At 38.3% G+C, this 13,053-nt stretch carries 10 protein-coding genes; 1 reads left to right on the forward strand and 9 read right to left on the reverse strand.

What is annotated here, in order from left to right; all coding sequences use genetic code 11:
- Positions 1–19 precede the first annotated feature (19 nt).
- On the reverse strand, positions 20–991 hold the full coding sequence (locus RI844_RS05250) for an NAD(P)H-dependent flavin oxidoreductase (RefSeq protein ID WP_348397396.1): 972 nt from the start codon (positions 989–991) through the stop codon (positions 20–22).
- 420 nt (positions 992–1,411) lie between these two features.
- On the opposite strand from RI844_RS05250, the gene RI844_RS05255 reads away from it, so the two are divergent.
- The gene (locus RI844_RS05255; protein ID WP_348397397.1) at positions 1,412–2,416 is read left to right on the forward strand and encodes a GlxA family transcriptional regulator; all 1,005 of its coding nucleotides are present in this window, start codon (positions 1,412–1,414) and stop codon (positions 2,414–2,416) included.
- Between the two features lie 8 nt (positions 2,417–2,424).
- On the opposite strand, the gene RI844_RS05260 is transcribed toward RI844_RS05255, so the two are convergent.
- From RI844_RS05260 to RI844_RS05295, 8 genes are all read right to left on the reverse strand, one after another.
- Complete coding sequence (locus tag RI844_RS05260; RefSeq protein ID WP_348397398.1) at positions 2,425–4,986, reverse strand: LuxR C-terminal-related transcriptional regulator; 2,562 nt, start codon at positions 4,984–4,986, stop codon at positions 2,425–2,427.
- A gap of 350 nt (positions 4,987–5,336) precedes the next feature.
- Complete coding sequence (locus RI844_RS05265; RefSeq protein WP_348397399.1) at positions 5,337–6,155, reverse strand: hypothetical protein; 819 nt, start codon at positions 6,153–6,155, stop codon at positions 5,337–5,339.
- A gap of 85 nt (positions 6,156–6,240) precedes the next feature.
- On the reverse strand, positions 6,241–7,866 hold the full coding sequence (locus RI844_RS05270; protein ID WP_348397400.1) for a DUF1254 domain-containing protein: 1,626 nt from the start codon (positions 7,864–7,866) through the stop codon (positions 6,241–6,243).
- 601 nt (positions 7,867–8,467) lie between these two features.
- Positions 8,468–9,841, reverse strand: coding sequence for a hypothetical protein (locus RI844_RS05275; RefSeq protein ID WP_348397401.1), 1,374 nt, complete (start codon positions 9,839–9,841; stop codon positions 8,468–8,470).
- The gene (locus RI844_RS05280) at positions 9,828–10,502 is read right to left on the reverse strand and encodes a hypothetical protein (RefSeq protein WP_348397402.1); all 675 of its coding nucleotides are present in this window, start codon (positions 10,500–10,502) and stop codon (positions 9,828–9,830) included. The genes RI844_RS05275 and RI844_RS05280 overlap by 14 nt, the downstream gene beginning before the upstream one ends.
- A complete protein-coding gene (locus RI844_RS05285; protein WP_348397403.1) occupies positions 10,496–11,491 on the reverse strand; it encodes a VWA domain-containing protein in 996 nt (331 codons plus the stop codon). Before RI844_RS05285 ends, RI844_RS05280 begins: the two co-directional genes overlap by 7 nt.
- Positions 11,484–12,530, reverse strand: coding sequence for a vWA domain-containing protein (locus tag RI844_RS05290; RefSeq protein WP_348397404.1), 1,047 nt, complete (start codon positions 12,528–12,530; stop codon positions 11,484–11,486). The genes RI844_RS05285 and RI844_RS05290 overlap by 8 nt, the downstream gene beginning before the upstream one ends.
- Positions 12,527–13,033 carry a DUF4381 domain-containing protein gene (locus tag RI844_RS05295; RefSeq protein WP_348397405.1) on the reverse strand — a complete coding sequence of 169 codons (507 nt, stop codon included), beginning with the start codon at positions 13,031–13,033 and terminating at the stop codon, positions 12,527–12,529. The genes RI844_RS05290 and RI844_RS05295 overlap by 4 nt, the downstream gene beginning before the upstream one ends.
- Positions 13,034–13,053 lie beyond the last annotated feature (20 nt).

Consider the following 13,053-nt stretch of genomic DNA (forward strand, 5'->3'; position numbering starts at 1 on the left):
AGCCTCTTTATTGGTAATATTATGAATTAATGCCGTTGATAGCAGTTTGATATTCTTGCTTTAGCTGAGCGGCCAAGTCGCTAATAGATAGGATATTATTAATGGCTGATACACCTTGCCCGGCTGACCAAATATCTTTCCATGGTTTTTTCATCGATGGTTTCTCATCTACATCACTCATTTCTGCGCCAATATCGAAACCATCGGGCGTAGGCAGGTTATCTAAATCAAAACCTGCATCTGTTACGCTTTGCTTAATAAAGTTGGCAGGGATACCGGAAATGGCATTGGTGTAAATAATGTCATCGGCTTTTGCATTAACAATAAGCTGTTTGTAAGGCTCGCTTACCTGACATTCTTTAGTAGCTAAAAATCGTGTGCCCATATAGGCTAAATCGACACCTAAACAACGTGCAGCTGCGACTTCGGCGCCGGTTGATATGCTGCCAGATAATAATAATGTTTTATCGAAAAATGAGCGTAACTCTTGCACTAGAGCGAATGGATGTAAGCTGCCAGCATGACCTCCAGCGCCAGCGGTAACGGCGATTAAGCCATCAACACCTGCTTGCTGGGCTTTGCGACCATGACGAGCATTAACAACATCATGAAACACTACCCCGCCATAGGTATGAATAGCATCAACGACGGTGCTTATTGCGCCAAGTGAGGTAATAACTAAAGGCACTTGATGCTTTACCAGCATAGCTAAGTCTTGTTGCATTCGGGCATTCGATTTATGCACAATTAAGTTAACGCCAAATGGCGCTGCCTTCTTGCCCGTTGTTTGTTCAAAATCGGTTAATGCTTGTTTAATTTCAATGATCCATGCCTCTAAACCTTCCAAGGTTCTTTGATTAGCGGCAGGAAACGTACCTATGATCCCTTCGATACAGTTGGCGATAACCATTTTAGGGGTCGACGCTAAGAACATTGGTGCACTAATAACAGGTAACGATAACCTGCCAGCAAATGATTCAGGTAATGGCATTACAAACTCCTATTTAAAATAATAATACCAATCTGCATAAGAAATGAGTCACTCAGCGATACTAAAAGAGTTTTAGGCAAGGCTTTCATTTTGTACTATGGTTATTCCTCGGCTCTGGCTCCATGCTTCGCCCTAACTCCTGCTTCCATGCAGTCGACAGAAAAAATGTTTAACGCAGCATAAAACTCTTTTAGCATCGCCCTTTGGGTGATTATCAAACCCACGATAACGGCCCAAAATTTAAAGAAGATAGAATAACTATCTGCTTCAAATTTAGATTGTTCTAGTGCGTTTGATAAGCACTGATCTGACTATATACTTATGCAGAATGGTATAAGATGATTGTAAATTTCATTGCTTGTGGTTAATATCATTATAAATGACAACTTTGTGGGGATATTGGACAAATGAGCATATTACATGATTAAGTTTGCCATTATTGCTCTTGATGGTTGTTATGGCTCGAGTCTACATGGTTTAGTGGATGTTTTAGTTGTTGCTAATGCATACATTGCCAAGGAATCTGGCGATGATACGCCGTTTTTTAGTTGGCAATTTTTTACTAGTGGCCAAGAAAAAATCCAGACCAGTAATGGTCTATCTATGGATGAGCCATTAGTTGAAACCTCTCAGCAAGCACTTGAAGAATTTGATGTGATTTTTATCCCTGGAATTTACTATAAGGGAGTAAAAAACTTTAGTAGTAAACTCGTTAAACAACAAAATTTATACCACTGGCTTAAACTTCAACATAAACAAGGCGCTATTATTTGCGCGAATTGCACTTCGACATTTTTTTTAGCTGAATCGGGGTTATTAACAAATAAGCGCTGTACCAGTATTTGGTGGTTAGAACATTTATTTAAACAGCGCTATACAAACATTACGCTTAGTTTTGATGAACTGATCGTTGAAGACAGTAATATACTCACTGCCGGTGCCGCTACTTCTCACTTTCAGTTAGGTTTAACGTTATTAAAACGGTTTACCTCAGAGTTCATCGTGCAACAAACAGCAAAAGCCATGTTGATTGATACTCGCACTGTGCATGTGTCGCCAGAGCAACTGCTCAACCTTGCGCGCGAACACAATAATCGGTTGGTGCAAAATGCTCAGCAATGGATTAATGAGCATTTGCATGAAACGTTCACGGCAAAAGATTTAGCCAAGCATATTGCCTGTACGGAACGAACACTAACCCGTCAGTTCAAAGACGTTTTAGCGGTTACGCCGATTAAGTACATACAAAATTTAAGAATAAACCGGGCCAAGTATTTACTGGAAAACAGCGAGTTCAGTTTAGAGCAAATTATTGACAAAGTAGGATATAAAGACCGCAGTACATTTTCAAAGCTGTTTAGTAACCAAACAGGCCTACCACCTATGAGTTATAGACGACAATTTGCTCAATCAAAAAGTAAATAAATTAGTTTTTAGCCATTAAAATTGATTCGAGTAAAGAGTTTTGTCGCCTGAATGCGGTTGCTCACGCCAAGCTTTTTATAGGCAACCTTTAAATGTGATTTCACCGTATTGATAGATAAAAACAGCTCGTCGGCTATTTGTTGGTTAGAAAAGCCCTGCCCTAAAAGCTCCATAACACTTTGCTCTTTTTTGGTGAGCTGTTCAAAGCTGTTCGCATCAAAGCTTTGCTCCCCCCCTTGCCCTTCAAAGGATTCACATATTTTAATAATAAATGCTTTACGAGTTGGTGAAAGTTCATTGTTAGACCAGTCTTGCAAATAACCAATGGCAATACTGTTGAGACGCGCGAAAGGTTGTAGCAGCTTTTTATTAGCGGCAATAGCAATTGCCTTCTTCAAATTAGTTTTAGCCAAAGCAGTGTTTTCACAGGTAATATAAATATTCACTAAAGACAATAAACACTTTAATTGCGCTAATACTCTACCCGCATCTTCGTAATATTTGCTTTGCTCAGAAATGATTTGTTTCGCTTGCTCATAATCCCCTGCATCAATTAATACTAAAGAATCTACAAGAGCTTCGTTAACTATAGTGTGGCCAGTTTGGTATTGATTTTCAGCCATTTGTTGTTTGAAGTTTTGATATAAATTTAAAGCATCATCACGATTGCCATAAGCAAAGTAGTGTTCAATAACCTCATAAACCAAAGACACTTTCGATAAGGTTAACTGACGGGGTTTTACCAACTCCCGAAATTGCTCCATCAAAATTTCTTTTTGCTCTTGCTCGCCTAAATCAGTGAGCAATTGCAAGTGTGCGGCATAATACCAAGATAAAAAACTAGGCTCAGAAAGATAGCTAACTATCGCTCCAGACTTACTAAACGCTGCTTTGCTGCTTTCTAAGTTGCCCTGATAATAAGCAATAATGCCTCGTAACACGGTAATAATATTATCAACCAAATAGTGTCCATCTTGATTAGCAATAAAATGATCTAGATAATCACACACTTGCAACGCTTTATCTAAGTTACCGAAAGATAACTCCATTACAGTCTGCGAAACTTTTATCACTACTGTGCTATAAAATAGTTGCCCGCCACGGGCGAAAAACTCAGAATCATTGATTAAACTATTTACCAACTCAAAATCATTGTTATGCATAGCTAACAGGCAATATTCCGCTCGTATTGAGTTTTCTGCATAAGGCAGAGGTAATGGGCTTTTCGCCATTTCTGCTCTAAATATGTCTTCATGATCAAATACGGTATCATTGAAAAGTCCCATAGCACCGCTTATTGCAATTAATGGGCTATGATAATCTGCCGCGAGTTCAGGGTTGTCTTCAACAATCTTTTTCATCGATAAAACAACATTATGAGCATTTTTGTGTTGATAATTTAACGCGTAAATCCAACCAAGCAATACCAATATAAACGGGTTGGTGTTTAATACCGACATCGGAATCTTCCTGATCAACTTTTTAAAACCGGGAAAATTACCACTGGCAATAATTTCAAGACCTCTGTCTTCTATAATATTCACTGCAGCCTCAAACAGTTCCGCTTTAATGAACTGTTCAGCGGCTTCAACATGACGTTGCTGTTTTAACAGCCAGTGAGCTGCATTTTGATGCAGCTTAAAACTGTTTATTTGTGGGCTTTCTTTTAATTGTTTTTTTAAAAATTCTCGCATCAACGGATGAATAGAGAAAGACTGCATTTGAGCTGGCAAGGATGGATCATTAAATTGGGTAATGGGGATAACATTAATAATACGTTTACTAAAGTTTTCTTTACCAATTAATGCCTTAATTAAATCGTCGGATAAATATTCAGTGATCGATAACGAAATTACATCTTGCTGCTCTTGCTCGCTCAAAGCTGACAAAATATCTTGATAAAAGTATTCCGCTAAAGAGGTATTGGTATTAGAGAATTCTTTTACCCAGTCACGCGATTTTACATGCCAATCATCACTGTAAATACTCGGTCCAACAATTGCAGGCCAACCACCGGTGCGATTTACGACTAAATCGATTTCATCATCAGATAAGGTATTGAGTGAGGACAACTCGGAGATATGCTTAATTTCATCGCTGGAGAATGATAAATCTTGCTGATTAATTTTAATTATTTTTTCAGAAATCACCCCTTTGGCAGTCGCAAATGGCGGGTCTATTCTACTGGCAACAATCACCTGAATATTTCTTGGTGACTGCAGGCAGAGCTCACTAATAAAATCAATAACACTGGCATCATTAATTAAATGCAGATCATCAAAGAAAAAACAAATGTCTTGCTCTGTTGCTTCTAATTGCTCAAACAATCTATGGCTAAAACGCACAAAAGATATGTTTTCATCATAAACAAGAGTGTCATCAATAAGTTTTTGCGATCGCAATTCATTTAAAAAATATACCGCGAAATAATCAAAACTATTATCATCAGCGTTACAACTAAGCCATACAACCCCTTTGCCTTCTTTTTCAAAAAGATGGGCAAACTCGGTCATTAAATAGGTTTTACCATAACCACCTGGCGCCTTAATGAATACTAATTTAGTATTCATAGCGATCTTATTAGTAATTTTATTTATTAAGCGTTCTCGGCTTACTAAATTACTCGGCTTAATAGGAACAAGATATTTTTGCATATATAAAAGTTAGCATAGATAAATCTATATGTAATTGAAAGATAAACGATTAGAAACAATTAACAAAAAAAGTACCTCTAATGAGGTACTTTTATAATATCTTGACTAAATTTGGCATTGGCGCGGGGAATTAGCATGAAGCATCTAAAATATTTAGGTGACTGCTATGCAGACGACAAATAGTTCTCTGAATTAATTTGTGTTATGAATAATGCGAATTAATTTAAAATTTAACCTATAAAGCTTTGCCACTACATGAATTCAGCCTAAAACCAATCTGCCATGACATTTTCAACCACTGGCGAAATTCTGAAAGTCAGCATCCAGTCTGGACCAAAATCTTCATTTTTTTCAACATAGTAATCAAGTTCAACACTTAACTTCCAAGGCCGTTCATTCCATTGTACCGTTCTGCCTACATTAAAATTCAGTGGTACAGTCCACTGCTCACCTTCCCAATCATAAGTGAAAGTTGGTTGAGTACCATAGTTCCAGCCACCACCAGGTAACGCCACAAGGAATATTTGCGACGTAGACTGACTGACATCAACATCACCAGCAACATCCCAATGGTGGAACGCTAACAGCCCTACTGCGCTGGTTGGGTTCATTTTTACATAATAATACTCTGGGCCTAATGTGGTTGTTTCACCTTGGCCAATTTTTTCATCTCCGGTAGGTAATGTTATATAAGTACCAAACGCATGAGATACCCCATCAACAGCTTTTGGTGAATACATTAAATCAATACTTGAATCGCCAATGCCACTTTCATCGCTAAAGTCTGCGCCTTTAAAAACAGGAGTATCTAAGTAAAAAGGGATAGCCGGTCTAAATAGTATTTTTGCCCCGTTATCTAAAGGAAAAGGCATTGACGGTTGAAATAAAATTGAATTACTTTGTTGTTCATCTGCGTTTGGTAAATCACCTTCAAATGTACGGGTTTGAAATTTAAAATGTAAGCTTGCCAGCGCCGAAGTTGGGTTAGCCAGCTCTTTTGCGACTTCATCGGTAGATTGTTCTTTGGCGGCGAAAACGTTTAAACTCAGTGCACTTAACATTAATGCTAATATTATTTTGGTCATTTTTTATCCCCGTAACAAAGAGCAGGCATACCAGCAGTTTATTGATATACCTGACTAAGTTGTAATTAACCTAAGTTACATAATTCTACTTTACTAACGTAAAATCACTTGGTGCCCATGTTTTATCAAACCATGGTTGTAATGGCCCGTATAAACGTAACATTGCAAACCATGCCTTACCAGGAGTGGTTTCAGTAAAGTTTGCTGATGGTTTTCCATTTGGCAGCTGAGGACCAAAGTATAATGTCACCGAGCCATCTTCGTTATACACTAAGTCATCTCGTTTATTATTCTTACTCGGATACTTTGAGCCACCTGGTACTTGCAATTCAGAACGTGTTTGTGGGTCATATGCTACCATCGACCAAAAATCTTTTGCCGGAGCATCAGCAGGCAGTGTCACTTGGTAGGTTTTTTCACCATATAAAATTTCACCACTTTGATCGCCGGTAGTCATCGCATAATTAGAGCCAACACCTGGAATTTGTAATGCCATTGCAGGTGTATTTACCGTGGCTAAATAGAAAAATAATGTACGTGCATCCATATTACGACCACCTTCGCCGCCATCTTTCAACCATTGATAGTCACGGCCGATAAAGCCAGTAAACCACTGCTTACCTTCAAATAAATAAGCGGTTTCATCACGTGTTTTAAAAGCAATACTACGCGCAGTTGCATTACCCACCTCTACTGCATCTTGCAAAATAGCTTTCATCCGAGCATCAGGCTTGAAAGGCTTGCCTTTTTGTAAGCCAATTGCAGCGGCTTGACCGCGTAGCTCTGGATCTAAGAATGAAACAGGTTCTTTTTGTAGTACATGCCATAGCTCTTCATAAAACTTATAGTCGTTTGCATGAACGGTATTAAAGAATTTTCCAGAGCCATTAGTAAACTTCATTTCTTTTGGATTTTTAGCATCTTTAAGAGGGTATATCTTTAAGCCTGTACGCCACATCTTTGATGCATGATCAGGTTTACCGTCTTTTAAGAAACCACGCAATATCAGCCAGTTGTTATAACTGGTTGATTGTGCAATCCAGACTTTTGTTTCTTTATCACCAACCATTACTGTTGCACGGGTATCTTTACCACGGTGTTGCATGCCATTTAATGTTGGGGTTAAGTCACCTTTATAATCTGGTGGTAAAATAATGTAAGTACCACCTTTCTTTGCATCTGGTCCAGGCGCCCCCATATCAACAACAAAACGGAAAAACGCATCGTTGACCGTACCCGGTCCAGCTCCTGCAGGAATTTCTACTACGGTCACGCCATCTCTTTCTAAATCAAGCATGGCTGCAGCATAAACAGTATCAGTATTACCCGTTAAAAATAATGGAGTAGAATCCATCAAGTCATCAAATACTAATACTTCATTAGAGTCATCAACACCTACACTCTTCATTCCTAGGCGGATACCTTCAACAGATGTTGCAGGAATAAAGTTTAAAAAAACATCAACCCCTCGAATAAAATCTAAGTTGTCATATACTTTTTGTAAGGTTTCATCCGTAGGAATACCATCGTAAAACTTTAATTCACCTATACTTGTTTCTACTGTATTAGGCGTCATAATTTCAGTCGGTATTGTTTCGTTGAACCCTTTCGTCGGTTGCTCTTTCGCCATTGATTCAAAAGGTAAAAGAAAAGATGTAGCCAAAACAGTAGATATCGCTAGTGCGGTTAATTTTTTAGAAAATTTAGCCATTTGAGTTTCCTCGATTAAATAATTCGATTAAATGATACACATACAATTTACATCTGGATAATTGCTTATTTTTATTATGCATTATACGTTAAGGTTATGAGTGAAGCATGAAGTTATGCGCAAAGTGGATTTGAGTTCTCATTGCTGAATATAATTTTTATTATCATTAATAAACATAGTTCACTAAGTTAAAAATTCAAATAAAAATCAGTAAAGCATCACAAAAACATAAGGTTATTAACAAATCCAGTTAAAATACAATGTGATTAATAGTTAATGATTTCATATACTATCATTACTCGCTAAATCCAATATGCCATCAACTGTATTGGAAGACCTGAAGGGGTTGGAGGTAACAACCACAAACTAGTAACCCAAAAAAGTTATCTTGATTATGTTTACCTGTACTCATTGCATAACAGGCAATTAATAGGCTGAAAAATATAGGAATTGATAGATACTTAGTTATAAGGTTCATTGCTGCTTTAAATCCCTTCCCTGAATGCCATTCAACGAACGCTGCCCACTCATTTATTCCCGTTAGCTTTTGCATTGCAGTATGTAACATAAACCTCTGTAACAACCACCAGTTAGACGATTTTTAATTTAACTTCATATCAAATTTAACTGGTGTAAAAAAATGAGTTTCAAATTTTTTATTGATAATGGTTTGTAACAGCGCTTTGGCTCTTTGCTTTGAAATAGAGTCTGTCACCTGTTTTTTATAATAGGCTGAAGTAAATAGTAACTGAAGTGTTGCTTGTTCTTCATCATTTTTAACCAGAGCCTTAAGTGCCGTATTGTTATTATGTTTAATATCGGCAATTTGGTATAAGCAGGCTAGTGCTATTTGGTGCTCACTATGTTCAATAGCGTATAGGTATCGGTTAACTAACTTCTTATAATGTGTACTTTGATTAAAATGAGCGGCTATTATTTGTTTGTTGTTCTTGATGACTTTCATTATCGCCAAAACAAACAAAAGAGCAGTAGAAATCATTATAACCAACCACCAATTGATAATTGATGTGCTAGTTGGTTTTTGACTTTCTGCTTTTTGTGGTACATTCGCGATGATTTCATCGGTAGACTCTCCCACTTGAAAGCTCATCTCTGGCACTGTCACAGTCTTAAGTTGTTTTTTGGTCGTGTCCCACCAAAGGACGGTTTCAGCAGGAAGTTTAAAGAGTCCTTCTTGCTGAAAAATTAATGTAACTGACGAGGTTAAGTGAGCCTGACTTATGTCGTCGAGTACATCGTAACCATCAGATTTGTTAGCTGGTTTTTCATAAATCTGCGCACCGTCAAATTGAATAGGCTCAAGGTCAAGTAACATAACGCCATGTAAATTATCACCGTGGAACTCTCGTTTTATGGTAATAGCGCTACCAATGGTTAGCGCTTGTTCAGGTTGCTTGGTAATTTCACGGACAACTTCCAATTTCGAACTAGCAATATAATGTTTTATCCCTTCAAGTTTCTCGGGCCGAGTGATATTAAATTTGTATGGTGGTGTCTGTATTTTACCAGAAACCACTTTTCCTTCGACGTTAATGAAAGCTTCTGCAGCAATTGAGGCTACGTTATACTCTCCCTCTTTTAGTGGGTACAGAGCGACTTCTTTGGTTTGGATATACCATTCTTTTCCTTCTATGGCTTCTATTTTAAAGCCTGTTTTAGCAAAAGATTTGGCGACAATGGCATTATCGATATTGAAAAAGTCAATTTTCATATTGTTGCTAAAGTCATGAGAACTGATTAACTCTATTTCTAAAATAGCTTGCTGGCGAGGCACAATTTGGCTTTGTTCTTTTAGGCTTATTGATACCTTTAGAGCACCACTTTGCATTAAATCTTCAACAGATAGCGGTGTATTCGCTGAACTAATAGTACTAAAAGTCACTAATAAAGCGATAAACAGCAACTTGGATACTGATTGACAAGAGTATTGATATAGTGCTTTAACGGTTTGCATCAATATACTCCTGTTGGAACTTCTTCTGCAAAAATTTAGTTGGATTTTGCTCTACTTGCTGCAGCCACATTTCTCCTGTCAGCTTTGTTTGATTTTTTTGTGGCTTGTCTTTAATTTTCGCCAATTCTTCTTCACTCATTTGTACCGCGTTGTCAGGTGATGGCCCTCCTCCACCTTTCGCTTCAGTTTTTACCTGATTCTTTGCCACTTCTTTTACAATCGCTAAGTTATGCTGAGCATGAACATGTTGCCCATTATTTTCTATAAGTTTTTCATATTTTATAATGGCCAAGTTGATATTGCCCGCATGTGCCAGCGCATTAGCTTCGCCAAATAATGCTACTTCACCCGGGATTTGAGAAAAAACCATTGCAGCTTGTAAAAATTCACCGTTGGCATAATAGCTATAAGCGACCCAATGTTGTTCGGAGAAAGTCAGTGCTGCTTTGCCAAACTCTTCACGTTCAATCATAAGCATGGCTTGTTGATCTCGGCTAAGCCATAAATTAATAAATGCCTGCGGGTTACTATAAATTATTGTCGTAATTAGCAAAATAACTGTTAATAACCAGCGCGATTTGTAAGCTTTAATATTATTTCCAAATTTAGCAAAAGCACTGGTATTAGGAAGCTGAGTTGCGATGTTGACATTATCTACCATTGCATTGTCCATCCTTTTCTAAACCAAAGAGCTTGCAATGGGATCAGTAAAAACAATAATAAGTAGCCCGCATCGAACCAAGGCAATGAGTTGTCATCAACATTTTGCAAGGTGTTGTTCAGTGAACGTAATACCATTTCTACATCATCAGAGTTATGAGTAAAAGGCACCATATTACCATTGCCGGCGTTCGCTAACTCTTCAAGCAAGCTTAAGTCACTCGCGCTTAACCCTGTGCTACTGGCCAAACCGCTATCTGGATTTTCACCAATCGCCCAGACAACCATTTGATGGGGAGTGCCTGTTAATAAGTTTTTAAAGCCGTTAACTGCTAGTTGGTTGGTTTGATCGGTTAACAGCAAAATACTTGATGGTGCTTTGACTTGCGCCAATAAAGTTTCTGCTGCAGGTAATACGGATTGTGGTACTTTACCACTTGCTGGCATGATGCTGCTATCTAAGACATCGAGAAAATGACGTATCATTTCTTTGTCTTGAGTAATTGGCATAGCAACATGAGCAGAGCCTGCAAAAGCAATTAGAGCTGTTTTTGCGTCTCCTCGCTTTTGTAATACCTCATTAACTTTTTGCTTGGCACGAAGTAGTCTTGACGGTTGCACATCGCTAGAGTTCATACTCGCTGAAACATCTAAGCCAATAATCAGCACCGATTCATCAGTAAAAAATGGCGTAGGTTGTTGTTGCCATGTTGGTCCTGCCATGACGAGCGTGATGAGCACAGCAAACAGCATAAATAATTTTTTGGGAGTGAGCCGCCTTTTTTGTTGTTCTTTGATGGCTAAGTGGTAAATCATGGTATCTGACATGTGATCTTGCCATTGCGACAATGAATCTTCACTCTTGACCACAAAGCGCATAAATAAATACAGAGGAATGATGGCCAGTAGCCACCAGGGGCGTATAAAATGAAAATCGGCCAATTGATGCAAGGCTAGGTTATCAATAACATTAAGCAATAAATCAGGCACGGTTCACCTCACCCACATTATCTGCTGCTTCATTTGATGGCTCTGACAACAATAGAGCCTGTTTTCTCATAAGCAATTTAGCCATTAAAAATATAATGGCAATAAGTAGGTTTGTGACAAAATAAATACCAATTGTCCAGTGATGCAGGCTGGTTCTTGGACGATATGAGGTTGTTTCATAAAGCTCTTGTTCTAGTTCATCAATTGTATCGTATGCTTGGCTTAACTCTGCTTTGTTGAGTGCTTGGAAGTTTTTTCCGCCAGTAACACTGGCGACATTTTCAAGGGTTTTAATATCCATTTTATAGTCGCCTTCACTAGCAGGATCACCAACGGCGATGGTGTAAATCTTGATTTCATTTTGGGCTGCTATTTCAGCTGCTTTGATTGGCGGCATAGCTGAGCCTGTATCCTCACCATCGGTAAGTAGAATAAGTACCCGTTGTTTCTTACTGTCTTGTTTAAAAATATTAATAGCTAAACCAATTGCATCACCAAATGTTGTTTTGAATCCCGCATAGCCTAATTTAGTTTGGTTGAGTAATTGCTGCCAAGTCGTAATATCTTCTGTAAATGGAGCCTGTAAATAAGGAGCATCAGCAAAAAGGATTAAGCCTAATCGATCATGTTGACGTCGACTAGCAAACTCATTTAATACATTCTTGGCCGCTTCTAAACGGCTAATTTTATTCCCCGCTTGATCAGTAAAATCTTGTTCAGACATAGAACCTGATAAATCCAGGGCAAACATGACTTCTCGAGCTGATTTTTTCTGCTCTACAGGGTCACCAACCCATTCAGGTTTGGCAACAGCTACCACTAAAGCAACCCAGCCAATAACCAACAAAACACGCTGTAAGATGCGGCGATTAAGTTGCACTGCACCTTGCTTAGGTTGCTCTCCTGATACTGCAGCTAGTCGCTGAAAATAAGGCACTTGAACCGAGTCTTTTTGCTCTTTATACGTTGGGAACAACCAATAAACAAGCAGAGGCAACCCAATCAGGCAAAGCAACCAAGGGTGGGCGAGTTCAATCATGATTCCCCCTGATGATATTTTATCCAATGACTTATTTGTTGTTTAAGTTTATTAAACTGCTCGGTTGTTAACACCGGTGCGGGGCTATAAGATAAGTGGTTAAGCAATCCTGCGATTGGTGTTTTAGAAAACTCTGATTTTGGACATTCTTGATCTAGCCAAGTTTCAAAAGCCAAACCAGTAAGGTCAGCGACACTTTCTCTTTTATATCCATAAACAGCGGTTTTTTTGAGTAAAATTGGCAACTTTTGAATATCTTCAGTGCTTTGTGTTAGTAGCCCTAATTGTTGGTTAGCCCAGCGCCTGTAGGCATTGTCCATGAAATGTTTGAATACAAGGTAAAAGCGATAAAAGATAAATAATACAAAAAGAAACAGTAATATTTGCCAGCCGAGTGTTTCAGGCCACCAGCTAATGTTATCAGGGGGAGATACTTCTAGAAACTCTTCAAGCATGGGGTTGCCATTTTTTGGAGTAAACGAGCTATTTTCTTGCATTTGCATAATTCAAATTATTCCTACTA

Source organism: Thalassotalea fonticola, assembly GCF_032911225.1.
Taxonomy (GTDB): domain Bacteria; phylum Pseudomonadota; class Gammaproteobacteria; order Enterobacterales; family Alteromonadaceae; genus Thalassotalea_A; species Thalassotalea_A fonticola.